We start from the raw sequence: 15,306 nt of genomic DNA, 5'->3' as shown, positions 1-15,306 counted from the left end.
AACGCAGCCACGAACGGCCTGGAGGCGCGGTGCCAGCTGGCACCGCGCCTCCAGGCCGGTTCTCGGTTGCGTCCTACGACAGCTTCTTGCTGTCCTCGAGCCAGCCCGCGAGCTTGGTCATGTAGTCGGCCTGCGACGTGTAGTCGAGGGCCGGGAACGTCCAGCTGTGGACCTGGCCGGCCTTGAGCGCGGCGTTGTCGGCGAAGGTCGGCTGCTTCTCGAGGTCGGCGACCTGGTAGCCCTGCTGCGACAGCAGCAGCACGTCACCGGTGATCTGACCGGCGTTCTCCCACGAGTAGATGCCCCAGTAGAAGCCCTTCGGCTTCGGGTTGACGAAGTCGACCCCGTACGACGCGTACATCTGCAGCGACGGCTCGTCGGTCGGGCGGGTGACGTACGCGCCGTCACCGTCGGCGTACATCGAGACGACCGACAGGTCCGTGTCCTTCGAGACCTTCTCGAGCTCGTCGGCGGCGGTGTCGAAGCGCTTCTCGGCGGCGTCGACCGTCGACTCCTTCGCGCCGAGCGACTCGGAGAGCTTCGCGATCTCCTCGATGACGTCCTCGCCCTTGCCGCCCCACTTCACCTCGGCGACCGGCGCGATCGCCTTGATCTGCTTCTCCTGCGCCTTGTCCTTGAAGCCGTAGCCGGGCTGCTTGGTGTCGAGCGTGCCCTTCGCGTCGGTCGGGTAGACCGAGGTCACGACGAGGTCGGGCTTCAGCGCGGCGAGCTGCTCGAGGTCGATGTCGCCGTAGGCGGTGCCGAGCTGGGTGATGCCGTCGGTGTCGAGGCCCTTGAACCGGGCGTCCTTCGCCATCGTCAGCTGCCCGAAGGTGCCGACGGGCTTGAGGCCGTACTCGATGAACGACAGGGCGATGTCGTTCAGCACGACGACGCGCTTCGGCGTGTGGTCGACCTTGACGGTCGCGCCGGTGGCGTCCTGGTACGACCACGCCTTCGACGCGGCGGTGCCGCCGTCGGAGTCGGAGTCGTTCGAGTTGCCGGTGCTCGAGCAGCCGGTCAGGAGGAGTGCCGAGACGGTCACGGAGGTCAGGAGGGCGGCGCGCAGGTGGCCACGTCGGGAGGTCTTCACATTAGGAGAGGCTAACCTAACTTTGCGGCACTCGCCAGCACGTCTTCGGTTTTCGTGCGTGTGACGGTGTGCTCGGCCGGGGCGTGCGGGACCGGGTCGTGCTCGTCCGCTTCGGGCACGATCATCGGCGCACCGGTCACGGGGTCGGGGAACACCCGGGCGTGCAGGCCGAACGCGTGCTCGAGCAGTGCCGGGGTGAGGACCTCGTGCGGTGTGCCGTCGGCCACGACCCCGCCGTCGTGCAGCACCACGAGCCGGTCCGAGTACCGCGCCGCCAGCGACAGGTCGTGCAGCACCATCACGATCGTCGACCCCTGCTCGCGGTTCAGCCGTCGGACGAGCCGCAGGACCTCGAGCTGGTGCGCGAGGTCCAGGTAGGTCGTCGGCTCGTCGAGCAGGAGCGTCTCGGCCTGCTGCGCGACGACCATGGCGATCCAGGCGCGCTGGCGCTGTCCGCCGGACAGGCTCGTGACGTCACGGTGCGCGACCTCGGTCAGGCCGGTGGCGGCGATCGCGTCCTCGGCGACGGCGGCGTCCTCGGCGGTCCATGGCTTCGCCCACGACTGGTGCGGGTTCCGGCCGCGCATCACCAGGTCGAGCACGCTGGTGCCGGCCGGGGCGACGGGGGACTGCGGCAGGATCGCGAGCTTGCGGGCGACCTGGCGGTTCGGCTCCTTGCGGATCGGGGCGCCGTCGAGCAGGACCTCGCCGGCCTGCGGCTTGAGCACGCGGCCGAACGCCTTGAGCAGGGTCGACTTGCCGCAGCCGTTCGCGCCGAGGAACGTCGTGACGGTGCTGCGTTCGATGCGCAGGTGCAGGTCGCGCAGGACCGGCTGGCGGTCGTAGCCGACGGACAGGCCCTGGGCTTCGAGCACGCTGTCGTGCTCGTGCTCGTGCTCGTGCTCGTGCTGGTGGTCGCGGTCGTGCGCTGTTGTCATCGGGACATCTCCTTGCGGTGACGGACGAGGAGCCAGATCAGGTACGGCGCCCCGATCACGGTGGTGATGATGCCGACCGGCACCTGCCACGGGAACGCGGAACGGGACAGCAGGTCGGCGGCGAGCACGAGCACGGCTCCCAGAGCACCGGCGAGCAGCAGCGGCGGCCGGTTCGTGCCGGCGAGCCGGAGCCCGACCTGCGGCACGACGAACGCGACGAAGCCCACCGGTCCCGCGGCGGCCACGGCGGCGGCGGTCAGCACGACCGCGAGTGCGATGACGAGCAGCCGGTGTCGCTGGACGGAGAGTCCGACGCCGGTCGCGACCTCGTCGCCGAGCTGCCCGATGCCGAGTGCCGCACTCGTCGCGAGTGCGATCGGCACCGCGACCACGGCCACCAGGAGCAGCGGCCAGACGCTCTCCCACGAGGTGCTCGACAGGCTGCCGACCAGCCACTGCGAGGCCGCGGTCGCGACCGTGATCTTCGCCCGGACGAGCAGGTAGCTGGTCACGGCGTCGAGGGTCGCGCTCACGCCGATGCCGACCAGCACGAGCCGGTAGCTCTGCACGCCACCGCGCCAACCCAGGCCGTAGACCAGGACCGCTGCGACCAGGGCGCCGATCGTGGCGGCCACCGGGATCCCGCCACCGAGCACCAGGGACGACACCGAGTACGTCCCGCCGCCCAGCACGATCGCGGCGACCGCACCGACGCTCGCGCCCGCGGTGACGCCGATGATGTCCGGGGTGCCGAGGGGGTTCCGCGTGAAGGTCTGGGTCAGTGCCCCGGCGACCCCGAGGGTCAGGCCGACGAGTGCGCCGGTCAGCACGCGGGGCAGGCGCAGGGTGGTGATGATGAAGGCGTCGGGACCGGTCTCCAGCCCGAGCAGGGACCGGATGACGACCCCGGGCGCGATCCACGTCGAGCCGACCGCGGTGCCGAGGACGATGAGCACCAGGACGGTGGCGAGCGACGCGACGGTGTACCAGAACACCCGGGGGCGCCAGGCGAGGCCGACGGGGCCGATGCGGATGCCGGCACGGCCGGGGGTGCGGGCCGCGGGGCCGTTCGTGCCCGGCGCACCGGGTGTACTGCCGGGCATGCCGGTGGTGCTGCCGGGCGTCCTCCCGCTGCTGCGCACCGCTGCCCCGCTCACAGCGACACCAGCGATCGGCGGCGGGCCACGGCGACGAACACCGGGCCCCCGATGACGGCGAGCACGATGCCGACCTCGACCTCGGAGAACCCGCCGATCAGGCGACCGATGACGTCGGCGACCAGCACGAGGGCGGCGCCGACCAGACCGGACACCGGCAGCGTCCAGCGGTGTCCGGTGCCGACGAGCGCGCGGGCGACGTGCGGGACCGTCAGGCCGACGAAGCCGATCGGGCCGGCCGCTGCGGTCGCCCCGGCGGCGAGCAGCGTGATCCCTCCCAGGCCGACCAGCCGGGCGACGAGCACGTTCTCGCCCAGGCCCTTCGCCAGCTCCGACCCGAGCCCGAGGGCGTCGAGGGCGCGGACGTTCAGCACCGCGAGCACGAGTCCGGCGGCCAGGAACGGCCACACCGCCCCGAGGATGTCGAGCTGGCGTGCGGCGAGCGACCCGACGACCCAGAGCCGGTACGCGTCGAGCGACGCCTGGTCGGTCAGCACGACGAACGAGGTCAGGGCGGCGAGCAGCGCCGAGACCGCGGCGCCGGCGAGGGCGAGCGGCACCGGGCTGGCCGTGCCGCTGCCGGCGATCGTCACCGAGAAGACGACGACGCTGGCGACCAGGGCCCCGACCAGTGCGAACCAGACGGTCGCGCTCGTGCTCGTCACCCCGAACACGTAGACGCCGAGCACCACCGCGAGCCCCGCGCCCGACGAGACGCCGAACAGACCGGGGTCGGCGAGTGGGTTGCGGGTGTGTCCCTGCATGAGCAGTCCGGCGATGCCGAGGGCCGCGCCGACCGCTGCGCCGATGAGCGTGCGCGGGATGCGGGAGCCCCACACGATCGCCTCGTCGGTGCTCGATCCGGTGCGCGTGAGCCCCGCCCACACCTCGGCGACGCCGATGCGGTTGCTGCCGAGCAGCATGCTCGCCACGGCGACGAGGACCAGGGCGACGACGAGGCCGATGATGACCGCGGTCCGTCGCCGCATCGCGGTCCGGTGCACACCGAGGGCGCGGGACGCGTCGCCGTCCCGGGCGCTGGACACGACGGGTTCGGGGGCCTCCGGACCGGAAGCCAGAACGGGATTGGGGGCTGGCACGGAAGTCATCTTAGGTTAGCCTTGCCTCATGGCGAAGACCCCGCGGCTCCTGCCGACGAACCCCCGGCTCTTCCGCGCCCGTGTCCTCCGGACCCAGCGGGTGACCCCCTCGATGCAGCGTGTCACCGTCACCGGCGACGACCTGCACGAGTTCGGCTACCTCGGTTTCGACCACTGGTTCCGCCTGTTCGTCCGGCGCCCCGACCAGGACGCCTTCCGGATGCCCGACCTGGACGGCAAGAAGTGGTGGCCGACGTTCCTCGGCATCCCCGAGGACATCCGCCCGCACTGCGCGAACTACACCGTCGCCGCGTACCGGCTGCTCGCCGACGGCACCGCCGAGCTCGACATCGACTTCGTCGTGCACCTGGACCACCGCGGTCAGCTCGAGGGCCGTGCCGCGATCTGGGCCTGCTCCGCCCGCCCCGGCGAAGAGCTCGCGATGCTCGACCAGGGCTGCATCTTCGACGTCCCGGCCGGCACCAGCGAGGTCGTCGTCGCGGCGGAGGAGACCGGCCTGCCCGGCATCGTCGGCATCGCCGAGTCGTTGCCGCGCGACACCGTCGGCCGCATCATCCAAGAGGTCCCGACCGCCGCCGACATCCGTGACCTCGACGCCCCCACCGGCGTGCAGGTGACGTGGATCGTCCGGCAGCCGGGCGCGGTCCCCGGCAGCGGCGCCCTCGCGGAGCTGCAGCGGCACGTGCCGTCCGACGACAGGGGCTACGCGTTCGTCGTGGGGGAGTCGAAGCTCGCCACCGAGGGCCGCCGCCACCTGCACCGTGCCGGTCTGCCGAAGTCGCGCATCACGTTCTCCGGGTTCTGGAAGCACGAGACGAAGGTCTCCGTCCGCGCCTGACCCGCGTGCTGCCTGGCAGGTGTGCCCCGTCCCGCCAGGTACGCCCGCCCTCGCCAGGTGCGCCGCGCCCGTGGCGCGACCAACGGACGGACGGGAGGCCCGGTGCAAGCTGGCACCGGGCCTCCCGTCCGTGGTGGGGCCGCGTCAGCCCTTGAGGCCCGAGCCCGTCACGCCCTCCACGATCTGCCGCTGGAAGATCAGGTAGAGGATGATCAGCGGCAACGCCGCCAGGAGTGCACCAGCCTGGATGTCGGCGTAGCGCTGCCCGAAGCTGCCCTGGACCGTGGCGAGCCCGACCGGGATCGTCATGAGGTCCGGGTTGGACAGCACGAACAGCGGCAGCAGCAGGTTGTTCCACACCCCGACGAAGGTCAGGATCGTCACCGCTGCGATCACCGGACGCGACAGCGGCAGGATGACCGACCAGTAGACCTTCCAGATGCCGGCGCCGTCGATGCGCGCAGCCTCTTCGAGCTCCTTCGGGATGCCGTCGAAGAACTGCTTGAAGATGAACACCGCGATCACGGCGGGCACCTGCGGGAAGATCACCGACCAGTACGTGTTGAGCAGGCCGACCGCGTTGAGCTCCTGGAAGATCGGGATGATCAGCACCTGGGTCGGGATCATGATGCCCAGGATGATGAGCAGGAACGCGATGTTCCGGCCGCGGAACACCAGCCGCGACAGCGCGAACGCCGCCATCGAGGCGAACAGCACGGTGAGCACCGCGGTCACGACGCTCGTGATGCCGCTGGCCAGGTACCAGTTCCAGATGTCGCCGGCTTGGAACAGCGACGCGTACGAGTGCAGCGTCGGGTTCCAGTTCGACAGGATCGAGTTCGCGCCGAGCGCGGCGACACCGTTGTCGGACAGCGACGTCTTGAGCGCGAACACGCTCGGGATGAGCCAGATGATCGCGAAGATCGTCAGGATGATGCCCGACGCGATCGTGAAGCCGCGCCCGCTGACACCGATCTTGGCGGCGCTCGTGGGAGCGGCGGACGAGACCCCGGTGCGGAGCTTCCGGCCGGTGGTGATGCTCTCGGTGGCGGTCATGTCAGGCACCGATCTCTCGCTTGGCGGCAGCGCGCTCGACGAGCTGCCGGATGACCGCGATCGCCACGATCACGATGAACAGGAGGACCGACGCAGCCGACGCGGCACCGAGTCGGTTGTCGGTGAATCCGACGCCGGTGATGAGCTGCAGCGAGACCTGGGTGGAGATGCCCGGGCCGCCGTTCGTCATCAGGTAGACCTGGTCGAAGATCTTCAGGCTCGCGATGATCTGCAGCAGGATGACGAGGGTCGTCGTGCGGCCGAGCAGGGGGAGCGTGATCGACTTGATCTGCTGCCAGTTCGAGGCACCGTCGACGGCGGCGGCTTCGTACAGTTCGCGCGGGATCTCCTGCAGGCCGGCCAGGTAGAGCACGAAGTTGAAGCCGAGGGTCCACCACACGGTGGCGATGGCGACACCGATCATCGCCGTGTTCGGGCTGGCCAGGACACCGGCGCCCGGAGTCATCCCGAGCAGCGACTGGACGCTCGCGAAGAGACCGGTGCTCGGCGTGAAGATGAACACCCAGATGAGCGAGATCGTCGCCGACGGCAGGATGAACGGCAGGAAGAACGCCAGACGGAAGAACCACTGGCCGCGGTTCATCCGGTTCGTCAGCACGGCGAACACGAACGCCAGGATCACGAGCGGCGGGGTCGTGTACAGCGTGAACTGCAGTGTGTGCCAGAGCGAGGACCAGAAGTCGTCGCGACCGAGCATCTCCGCGTAGTTCGCGAACCCGGCGAAGCTGCCGAGCCCGGTGCGGACCGTCGAGGTGTTGAAGAAGCTCGTGACGATCATCCAGACCGTCGGACCGAGCAGGAAGGCGATGTAGAACAGGCCGAACGGGGCGAGGAACAGCCAGCCACTGCGGCCCTGGCCGCGGGTCAGGCTGGAGCGGTACGGGCGGAGTCGTCGCGGCGCGCTCGCCGCGTCCGTCGGGCGGTCGAGGACAGGTGCTGTGGTCACGTCATCGTGCCTTTCGCAGGGTGTTCACGTCGTTCGTGGTGGTCGCAGGCCCGATCACAGCGGGCTCGGCGTGTTGAGGTAGGTCGACAACTGGGACTTGATGGCGCTCATGGCCGCGGCGGGGGAACTGCTGCCCTGCTGCACGAGGGCCAGCTGGGCGCCCACGGTGTTCTCGAACGTGGACCCGGAGCCGCCGTACCAGGCAGCGTCGTCGAACACCGCGGTCTCGGCAGCGGAGGCGTAGTTCGACTGCGGTGTCAGCTTCTTGTAGGCCGAGCTGTCGTACGTCGGCAGGTACGCCGGCACGTGACCACCCTTTGCCCAGGTCAGGCTCTGCTCGAGCATCTGCTTGATGAACAGCATCGCCGCCTGCTTCTGCTCCGGCGTACGGTCCTTCTTCGGCAGGATGAACGTGTGCGAGTCGGCCTGGGTCGCCGGCTTGTCGAAGAGCTGCGGGATCGGAGCCATCCCGAACTTCAGCCCCTTGATCGACTGGGCGGTGCTGATCTCCCACTCGCCCTGCATGAAGAAGCCGGCCTTGCCGGTGAACATGAGCGTCTGCGCGGTGGCGTAGTCGAGGCCCTTGTTGAGCCAGCCCTGCTTGACCCACTTCTGGGTCATGTCGGTGACCTTCGTGTAGGCGTCCTCGTTGACCGTGAGCTTGGAGCCGCCGTCGCTGATGAACGGCGTCGCACCCTCGATCTGGTTGTACATCGTCCAGAAGAAGCGCCACGGGGTCGCGACCTCACTGACGTTCGCGACGTTGAGCGCCGTGCCGCCGGTGACCTTCGAGACCGCCGCCAGGGCCTTCTCGAAGGCGTCGATCCCCGTCAGGTCCTTGAGGTTGTCGTCGCTGTCGAGCAGGCCGGCCTTCCGGCACACGTCGACGTTGTAGAACAGCACGAAGGGGTGGGTGTCGAGCGGCACGCAGATGTTCTTGCCGTCGGTCTTCTGCGCCGTCCAGGCCTTCTGGTTGAAGTCGGCGGCGCTCATACCGACGCCGGCGAGGTCCTCGGAGGTGATGGGATCGAGCAGGTCACCGTCCCACAGGGGCTTCGCCCGGGTCAGGTGGGAGATCGCGACGTCCGGCGGCTTGTTCCCGACGGTGGCGAGTGTGACCTTCGAGTAGTACGGGTTGCCCCACGCGAACGTGGTGGCCTGCAGCGCGCTCGATCCGCCGTGCTGCTTGGCGTAGCCGGCTTCCATGTCCTGCATGCGGACGCCGTCACCGCCGCCGAACAGGTTCCAGAAGACGAGGGTCTCGGGGTTGAGGGCACTGCCGGCGAGACCGGCGGCGAGGGGACTGGAGCAGGCGGCGAGCGGCAGGACCGTCGCGGCCGCTGCACCGGCGGCGAGGAAGCCCCGCCGCGAGAGGCGCGACGCAGGTGTTGCGGGTGGGATCGGCATGGCATCACTCCATCGGGATGGGCCGGGCTCGGGAACAGGGTCGGTGCTCCCGCCGGAGCATCGCTGCTCCGGACCCGGAGCACTGCTGCTCCGGACACGGAACGACCTTCCGGTGCTCCGTGAGCGCTCACATTAGCGCTCGCCCCTGTCATCCGCCACCCCTTTCGCGACGGCGTGGAACCCGGTAGCGTTTCCGTCAGGTGAGCGCTCACTTTCGTGACGGCCCGCTTCGGTTCCCGTACGCGCCCCCACCGCTCCCCGCACGAACCGCACTGCCACGATCGAAGGAGATCCATGCCCCGCACACACCTCGTCCTCGACGCCGCGTTCACCGTGGGGCCGGTGCGACGTCGCCTGTTCGGCGGGTTCGTCGAGCACCTCGGCCGCCACGTCTACGACGGCATCCACGAGCCCGCCCACGAGACCGCCGACGAGCACGGCTTCCGAGGGGACGTCGTCGAACTCGTCAAGGAACTCGGCGTCTCCGCCATCCGCTACCCCGGTGGCAACTTCGTCTCCGGCTACAAGTGGGAGGACGGCGTCGGCCCCGTCGAGCAGCGCCCCCGCCGTCTCGACCTCGCCTGGCACTCGACCGAGACGAACGAGGTCGGCCTGCACGAGTTCCAGCACTGGCTCGACCGGGTCGGCTCCGAGCTCATGCTCGCCGTGAACCTCGGTACCCGCGGCACGCAGGAGGCGATCGAGCTCCTCGAGTACGCCAACATCGACGCCGGCACCGCACTGTCCGATTACCGTCGTTCCAACGGTCGCCAGGAACCCTTCGCCATCACGATGTGGTGCCTCGGCAACGAGATGGACGGCCCGTGGCAGCTCGGCCACAAGAACGCCGACGACTACGGCAAGCTCGCCGCCATGACCGCCAAGGCCATGCGACAGATCCAGCCCGACCTCGAGCTCGTCGCCTGCGGTTCCTCCGGGGCGTCGATGCCGACGTTCGGCGAGTGGGAGCGCACCGTCCTCGAGCACACCTACGACGACGTCGACTACATCTCCGCGCACGCCTACTACGAGGAGGACGACGACCTGCCGTCGTTCCTCGCCTCGGGCGTCAACATGGACCACTTCATCAAGACGGTCACCACGGCCGCCGACCACGTCCAGGCGCAGAAGAAGTCCGACAAGCGCATCGACATCTCGTTCGACGAGTGGAACGTCTGGTCGATCAAGAAGTGGGAAGCCAAGGCCAAGACCTTCACGCTCGACGAGTGGCCCGTCGCCCCGCGTCTGCTCGAGGACGTCTACACCGTCGCCGACGCCGTCGTCGTGGGTGGCCTGCTCATCTCGCTGCTCCGCCACGCCGACCGCGTCGCCTCGGCCTCGCTCGCCCAGCTCGTCAACGTGATCGGCCCGATCATGACCGAGCCCGGCGGCCCGGCCTGGCGCCAGACGACGTTCTTCCCGTTCTCGGTCACCTCGCGCCTGGCGCAGGGGACGTCGCTGCAGGTCAAGGCCTCCGGTGACACCGTCGACGGTGGCAAGCACGGCGAGGTCCCGGTCGTGGACTCCGCCGCCACCGTGACCGAGGACGGCAAGGCCGCGGTCTTCCTGGTGAACCGCCACCCGTCCGAGCCGACCACGGTGACGATCGACCTCGCAGGCATCGGTGCGACGGGCGACGTCCACGCCGAGGGTGTCTGGGACGACGACCTGCACGCCGTGAACGACCTGGAGAACACCTCGCGCGTGGGGCTGCGCACGAACGAGTCGGTCCGCCGCGAGGGCGACACCGTCACGATCGAGCTCCCGCCGGTCTCCTGGACCGCCGTCTCGATCGGCTGACAAGACGCCTCGGCGCACGCCACGGCGGGCGTCGAGTGAGCACAGAGGACGTCGGGCGCTCGCGCCCGACGTCCTCTGCTCGTTGCGGGGGCGCGGCGCGCGGCGGGCCGCGGCCGAGTCTCGTCTGGGCGGACAGGGCGCGGCACGCGGATGGCGCAGCCTGTCCGTGGGGCCGAGTCTCGGGCCGCGGACGTGGACGCGGCGGCCGGGAGGCCCGTGGCGGCCTGGCACCGCGCCTCCCGTCCGGCGTCCGGCGAGACCACGACCGAGTCTCGTCTGAGCGGACAGAGCGCGGCACGCGGATGGCGCAGCCTGTCCGCATGGCCGAGTCTCGGCACGAGCGTGCCGCGTCAGCGCGCCGGCGGTGCCGCCGTGCTCGCGCGCTCGACGAGCCGCACCGGCACCAGGTCCGACGCGACGCTGACCCGCTCGCCGTCGATCTGGGCGAGCAGCGTGGCGACCGCTCGGCGGCCGACCTCGTCGAAGGACTGGTGCACGGTGGTCAGCGGCGGCCAGAACGAGTCGGACTCGGGGGAGTCGTCGAACCCCACCACGCTGAGCGACGACGGCACCGGGCGGCCGGACTCGTGTGCGGCGCGCAGGACCCCGAGGGCGGTCTGGTCGTTCGCGGCGAACACCGCGGTGATCTCCGGCCGTGCGGCGATCTCGAGCCCGGCCTCGTACCCGTGCTCGGTCGTCCACCCACCGCGGAACACCGGGGGGACGGGCCGACCGGCGCGCGACAGGGTGTCCTGCCACGCGGCGAGGCGACGGGCCGCCGAGTACGACGAATCCGGACCGGCGACGTGCCAGACGGTCTCGTGGCCCAGGTCGAGCAGGTGCTGCGTGGCCTGCCGGGCGCCGTCGGCCTGGTCGGTGTCGATCGCGGGGTGGTCCGTGCTGCCCGTGGAGTCGACGATCACCATGGGGACGCCGTCGGGCAGCACGACCTCGGCGGTGTCGATGATGTGCGACTCGATGATGATCACGACGCCGTCGACGGCCTGTTCGTGCAGGCGTGAGAAGGCGGACCGGACGCCCGCCTCGGTGCGCGAGGCCATGGGCAGCAGGGTGATCGTGAAGTCGGCGACCCCGGCGGCGTCGGCGATCGCCTCGAGCGTGCGCATGTTGCCGAAGGACGCGAGCGTGAACATGATCACGCCGATGGTGCGGAAGCGGCCCGAGCGCAGGGCGCGGGCGGCACGGTTCGGCCGGTAGCCGAGGGACTCCATCGCGCGCTGGACGCGGTCGCGGGTCTCCGGGCTGACGTTGTCGAAGCCGCGGGCGACCCGCGAGACGGTCTGCATCGAGACCCCCGCGGCGTCGGCGACGGCGGCCATCGAGGGGGCGCGGCGGGTGCCGGCGGGGGACTCCATCGTCACGCTGGCGCTCCTTCCGGATCGAGGGGCCGAACGGTCGGCCTCCCCGGACGCTAGCGCATGTTGACGTTGCCATGCTATCGTCGCGACGTTCGATGTTGACGTCAACATCGGTGACCGCCCGGACACCCTGATCCGGCCCGGGCCGAGCCGCCGACATCGACCACCCGAACGCAGCAGACGAAGGAGTCACATGAGCACGCTCGCAGCGCGCCCCGGTGAGGCAGCACCCCGCCCCACCGCCGAGCGCCCCGCCGGCCGCCGCCCCAAGCCGCGGGGACGGTTCACCGGATGGCTGTTCGTCGGCCCGTTCGTCGTCGTCCTGGTCCTGATGCTCATCGTGCCGATCGGGTACGCGCTCTGGCTCAGCCTGTTCCGCGACCAGCTCATCGGCGGCAACCAGTTCGTCTGGTTCGCCAACTACGTGCAGCTCTTCCAGGATGCCAAGTTCTGGTCCGGGCTCGGTCGGGTCGCGATCTTCCTGGTCGTCCAGGTGCCGATCATGCTCGGCCTCGCGCTCGTCGCCGCCCTGGCCCTCGACAGCGCCCGACTGTGGGGGACGAGCTTCTTCCGCATCGCGGTGTTCCTGCCCTACGCGGTCCCCGGTGTCGTCGCAGCCCTGATCTGGGGCTTCATCTACGGCAACCAGTTCGGTCTGACCGGTGCCGCGAACGACGCGCTCGGCATCGACCTGCTGCAGCCGTTCAGCCCGAGCTGGGTCCTGACGTCGATCGGCAACGTGGTCACGTGGGAGTTCCTCGGCTACAACATGCTGATCTTCTACGCCGCACTCCGCACCGTCCCCGGTGAGCTGTACGAGGCGGCGGAGCTCGACGGCGCCGGCCCGATGCGCACGGTCCTCTCGATCAAGCTCCCGGCGCTCCGCGGCCCGATGGTCATCGCCACGATCTTCTCGATCATCGGCAGCTTCCAGCTCTTCAACGAGCCGAACCTGCTCAAGACGCTCGCCCCGAACGTCATCGGCAGCGCCTTCACCCCGAACATGTACGCCTACTCGCTGTCCTTCAGCGGCCAGCAGTTCAACTACTCCGCCACGGTCGCGATCGTGATGGGCGTGATCACCGCGGTGATCGCCTACGTCGTCCAGGTCCGCGGCACCCGCGAGGAGAACCGATGAGCACCATCCAGCACCCCGCCGGGCCCGCAGCGGCCACGGTGACCGAGGCGACCACGACGCAACGTGCGCCGCGCACCCGCTCGATCCGCGCCTCCCGGCAGCTCCGCACCGCGGAAGGCGGACGCAAGCCGAAGCGGTCCGGCCTGCTGACCGCGGTCATGGTCGTCTTCGTCGTGTACTCGTTCGCGCCGCTGTTCTACCTGCTCGTGAACAGCACGAAGACGCAGTCGTCGCTGCTCTCCACCTTCGGTCTGTGGTTCGGCGGGGACTTCAACCTCTGGCAGAACATCGTCGACACGGTGACGTACAACGACGGCATCTTCCTGCAGTGGTTCGGCAACACGCTGCTCTACGTGGTCGTCGGCGCCGGCGGGGCCACCCTGCTCGCCACGGTGGCGGGCTACGGCATGGCGAAGTTCCAGTTCCCGGGGCGCCGTGCGGTCTTCGCCGTCGTCCTCGGCGCCATCGCGGTCCCCGGCACGGCACTGGCCGTCCCGACCTTCCTGCTCTTCTCGCAGGTCGGCCTGACGAACACCCCGTGGTCGATCATCCTGCCCTCGCTGATCAGCCCGTTCGGCATGTACCTGATCTGGACCTACGCGGTCGACGCGATCCCCGCCGAACTGCTCGAGGCCGCCCGCATGGACGGTGCCGGCGAGTTCCGGATCTTCTTCACCATCGCGCTCCGCCTGCTCGCTCCCGGTGTCGTCACGGTCCTGCTGTTCGCGGTCGTCGCGACCTGGAACAACTACTTCCTGCCGCTCATCATGCTGAGCGACCCGAAGTGGTACCCACTGACGGTCGGCCTGAACCAGTGGAACGCGCAGGCCACCGGGTCCGGCGCGCAGCCGATCTACAACCTCGTCGTCACGGGATCGCTCCTCACGATCATCCCGATCGTGGTCGCGTTCCTCTTCCTCCAGCGCTTCTGGCAGTCCGGCCTCGCAGCCGGGTCGGTCAAGGCCTGACCCCTCGGACACCAGGCGCACGGCGACCCCGCCACGCGCCGCCCGGTCCGGCACACAGCAGCACCACCCCCTCCACGAAGAAGTGAAAGGCACTCCCATGAACAAGCGTCTCCGGCGCGGGCTCAGCGCCCTCGCCATCGGCGTCACCGCCGCGATCGCCCTCGCCGCGTGCGCCTCCGGCAGCTCCGGCTCCGGCGGTTCGGCCGACGACATCGACAAGGCCCTGAAGGACGGTGGCACCCTGACCTACTGGTCGTGGACCCCGTCGGCGAAGGCCCAGGTCGCCGCGTTCGAGAAGCAGTACCCGAAGGTGAAGGTCAAGCTCGTCAACGCCGGCACCGGCGCCGACCAGTACACCAAGCTGCAGAACACGATCAAGGCCGGCTCGGGTGCCCCCGACGTCGCCCAGGTCGAGCACTACGCCCTGCCGCAGTTCGCCCTGTCCGAGTCGCTCCTCGACCTGTCGAGCTACGGCTTCGACTCGCTCGAGAAGGACTTCGCGAAGAGCACCTGGAGCTCGGTGTCGATCGACGGCAAGGTCTACGGCCTGCCGCAGGACTCCGGCCCCATGGCGCTGTTCTACAACAAGAAGGTCTTCGACAAGCACGACATCGCCGTGCCGAAGACGTGGGACGAGTACGTCACCGCGGCCAAGAAGCTGCACCAGGCCGACCCGAAGGCGTACATCGCCGCGGACTCCGGCGACGCCGGCTTCACCACGAGCATGATCGCCCAGGCCGGCGGCACCCCCTTCACCACCGACGGTGACAAGGTGACCATCAACCTGCAGGACGCGGGCTCGAAGAAGTGGACGAGCACCTGGAACGAGCTCGTCGAGCAGGGCCTGCTGTCGAAGACGGTCGGTTGGACCGACGACTGGTACAAGCAGCTCGGCAACGGCGAGATCGCCACGCTGATCACCGGCGCCTGGATGCCCGGCAACCTGGAGTCCGGCGTCGCCCAGGCCTCGGGTGACTGGCGTGTCGCCCCGATGCCGACCTACGACGGCGGCACCGCCCAGACCGCGAACAACGGCGGCAGCGCCGAGGTCGTCATGAAGCAGTCGAAGAACCCGGCACTCGCCGCGGGCTTCCTCAAGTGGCTGAACTCCTCGAAGGAGTCCACGAAGGTCTTCATGGAGTCCGGCGGCTTCCCGTCGACGACCGCTGACCTGGACTCGTCGGCCTTCCTCGACGAGAAGCCGTCCTACTTCGGCGGCCAGCAGATCAACAAGGTGCTCGTCGACGCGTCGAAGTCCTCGGACAACGACTTCACGTACCTGCCGTACCAGGTGTACGCGAACAGCGTCTACGCCGACACCGTCGGCCAGGCGTACGAGAACGGCACCTCGCTCGACGCCGGCCTGCAGGCCTGGCAGAAGGCCCTCGCCAAGTACGGCAAGGACCAGGGCTTCACGGTCTCGACCAAGTAGTTCCCGGTATCC

Annotated in this window: 13 protein-coding genes; 5 read left to right on the top strand and 8 right to left on the bottom strand. The window is 69.6% G+C overall.

Annotated features, from left to right (window positions below):
• Positions 1-73: 73 nt before the first annotated feature.
• Genes MXD64_RS13610 through MXD64_RS13595 form a run of 4 tightly spaced genes read right to left on the bottom strand, consistent with a single transcriptional unit; the run spans position 74 to position 4,288 of the window.
• Positions 74-1,093, bottom strand: a complete 1,020-nt coding sequence (locus MXD64_RS13610) for an ABC transporter substrate-binding protein (RefSeq protein WP_159556011.1) — start codon at positions 1,091-1,093, stop codon at positions 74-76.
• Between the two features lie 11 nt (positions 1,094-1,104).
• Complete coding sequence (locus MXD64_RS13605; protein ID WP_263136574.1) at positions 1,105-2,031, bottom strand: ABC transporter ATP-binding protein; 927 nt, start codon at positions 2,029-2,031, stop codon at positions 1,105-1,107.
• Positions 2,028-3,134: a FecCD family ABC transporter permease gene (locus MXD64_RS13600; protein WP_263136573.1), complete on the bottom strand. Its 1,107-nt coding sequence runs from the start codon at positions 3,132-3,134 to the stop codon at positions 2,028-2,030. The genes MXD64_RS13605 and MXD64_RS13600 overlap by 4 nt, the downstream gene beginning before the upstream one ends.
• Positions 3,135-3,184: 50 nt before the next feature.
• Positions 3,185-4,288 (bottom strand): FecCD family ABC transporter permease, encoded by a 1,104-nt coding sequence (locus MXD64_RS13595; RefSeq protein ID WP_231564117.1) that lies wholly within the window; start codon positions 4,286-4,288, stop codon positions 3,185-3,187.
• Positions 4,289-4,316: 28 nt separating this feature from the next.
• Between MXD64_RS13595 and MXD64_RS13590 the strand changes: the two genes are divergently transcribed.
• Entirely contained in the window at positions 4,317-5,147 is an 831-nt protein-coding gene (locus MXD64_RS13590) for a siderophore-interacting protein (RefSeq protein ID WP_159556009.1), read from the top strand.
• A 144-nt stretch (positions 5,148-5,291) separates the two neighbouring features.
• Here the strand turns inward: MXD64_RS13590 and MXD64_RS13585 are convergent, their stop codons facing one another.
• The 3 genes from MXD64_RS13585 to MXD64_RS13575 are packed head-to-tail and all read right to left on the bottom strand — an operon-like array spanning position 5,292 to position 8,577.
• Positions 5,292-6,203 carry a carbohydrate ABC transporter permease gene (locus MXD64_RS13585; RefSeq protein ID WP_056070327.1) on the bottom strand — a complete coding sequence of 304 codons (912 nt, stop codon included), beginning with the start codon at positions 6,201-6,203 and terminating at the stop codon, positions 5,292-5,294.
• Position 6,204: 1 nt separating this feature from the next.
• On the bottom strand, positions 6,205-7,170 hold the full coding sequence (locus MXD64_RS13580; RefSeq protein WP_017888374.1) for a carbohydrate ABC transporter permease: 966 nt from the start codon (positions 7,168-7,170) through the stop codon (positions 6,205-6,207).
• Positions 7,171-7,224: 54 nt separating this feature from the next.
• Positions 7,225-8,577, bottom strand: a complete 1,353-nt coding sequence (locus tag MXD64_RS13575; RefSeq protein WP_017888375.1) for an extracellular solute-binding protein — start codon at positions 8,575-8,577, stop codon at positions 7,225-7,227.
• A 294-nt stretch (positions 8,578-8,871) separates the two neighbouring features.
• Between MXD64_RS13575 and arfA the strand changes: the two genes are divergently transcribed.
• Positions 8,872-10,377 (top strand): arabinosylfuranosidase ArfA, encoded by a 1,506-nt coding sequence (arfA, locus tag MXD64_RS13570; protein WP_017888376.1) that lies wholly within the window; start codon positions 8,872-8,874, stop codon positions 10,375-10,377.
• 350 nt (positions 10,378-10,727) lie between these two features.
• Here arfA and MXD64_RS13565 read toward each other — a convergent pair whose 3' ends face one another.
• Positions 10,728-11,753, bottom strand: coding sequence for a LacI family DNA-binding transcriptional regulator (locus MXD64_RS13565; RefSeq protein WP_031260382.1), 1,026 nt, complete (start codon positions 11,751-11,753; stop codon positions 10,728-10,730).
• A 196-nt stretch (positions 11,754-11,949) separates the two neighbouring features.
• Between MXD64_RS13565 and MXD64_RS13560 the strand changes: the two genes are divergently transcribed.
• The 3 genes from MXD64_RS13560 (at position 11,950) to MXD64_RS13550 (ending at position 15,294) form a co-directional block, all read left to right on the top strand.
• Entirely contained in the window at positions 11,950-12,894 is a 945-nt protein-coding gene (locus tag MXD64_RS13560) for a carbohydrate ABC transporter permease (RefSeq protein WP_017888378.1), read from the top strand.
• Positions 12,891-13,862, top strand: a complete 972-nt coding sequence (locus MXD64_RS13555) for a carbohydrate ABC transporter permease (RefSeq protein ID WP_017888379.1) — start codon at positions 12,891-12,893, stop codon at positions 13,860-13,862. Before MXD64_RS13560 ends, MXD64_RS13555 begins: the two co-directional genes overlap by 4 nt.
• 97 nt (positions 13,863-13,959) lie before the next feature.
• The gene (locus tag MXD64_RS13550; protein ID WP_263136572.1) at positions 13,960-15,294 is read left to right on the top strand and encodes an ABC transporter substrate-binding protein; all 1,335 of its coding nucleotides are present in this window, start codon (positions 13,960-13,962) and stop codon (positions 15,292-15,294) included.
• Positions 15,295-15,306: the final 12 nt, after the last annotated feature.

It is taken from the genome of Curtobacterium sp. Arg-1 (assembly GCF_025643395.1).
In the GTDB taxonomy this organism is placed as follows: domain Bacteria; phylum Actinomycetota; class Actinomycetes; order Actinomycetales; family Microbacteriaceae; genus Curtobacterium; species Curtobacterium poinsettiae.
Note: the sequence above shows the minus strand (reverse complement) of the source record. Positions and strands in the feature narration are given on the sequence as shown.

What these genes read in the sequence shown, in the direction of transcription:
- MXD64_RS13575 (WP_017888375.1), bottom strand. Translation starts at nt 8,577, where the DNA reads ATGCCGATCCCACCCGCAACACCTGCGTCGCGCCTCTCGCGGCGGGGC.
- MXD64_RS13565 (WP_031260382.1), bottom strand. Translation starts at nt 11,753, where the DNA reads ATGGAGTCCCCCGCCGGCACCCGCCGCGCCCCCTCGATGGCCGCCGTC.
- MXD64_RS13585 (WP_056070327.1), bottom strand. Translation starts at nt 6,203, where the DNA reads ATGACCGCCACCGAGAGCATCACCACCGGCCGGAAGCTCCGCACCGGG.
- MXD64_RS13555 (WP_017888379.1), top strand. Translation starts at nt 12,891, where the DNA reads ATGAGCACCATCCAGCACCCCGCCGGGCCCGCAGCGGCCACGGTGACC.
- MXD64_RS13605 (WP_263136574.1), bottom strand. Translation starts at nt 2,031, where the DNA reads ATGACAACAGCGCACGACCGCGACCACCAGCACGAGCACGAGCACGAG.
- MXD64_RS13560 (WP_017888378.1), top strand. Translation starts at nt 11,950, where the DNA reads ATGAGCACGCTCGCAGCGCGCCCCGGTGAGGCAGCACCCCGCCCCACC.
- arfA (WP_017888376.1), top strand. Translation starts at nt 8,872, where the DNA reads ATGCCCCGCACACACCTCGTCCTCGACGCCGCGTTCACCGTGGGGCCG.
- MXD64_RS13600 (WP_263136573.1), bottom strand. Translation starts at nt 3,134, where the DNA reads ATGCCCGGCAGTACACCCGGTGCGCCGGGCACGAACGGCCCCGCGGCC.
- MXD64_RS13550 (WP_263136572.1), top strand. Translation starts at nt 13,960, where the DNA reads ATGAACAAGCGTCTCCGGCGCGGGCTCAGCGCCCTCGCCATCGGCGTC.
- MXD64_RS13590 (WP_159556009.1), top strand. Translation starts at nt 4,317, where the DNA reads ATGGCGAAGACCCCGCGGCTCCTGCCGACGAACCCCCGGCTCTTCCGC.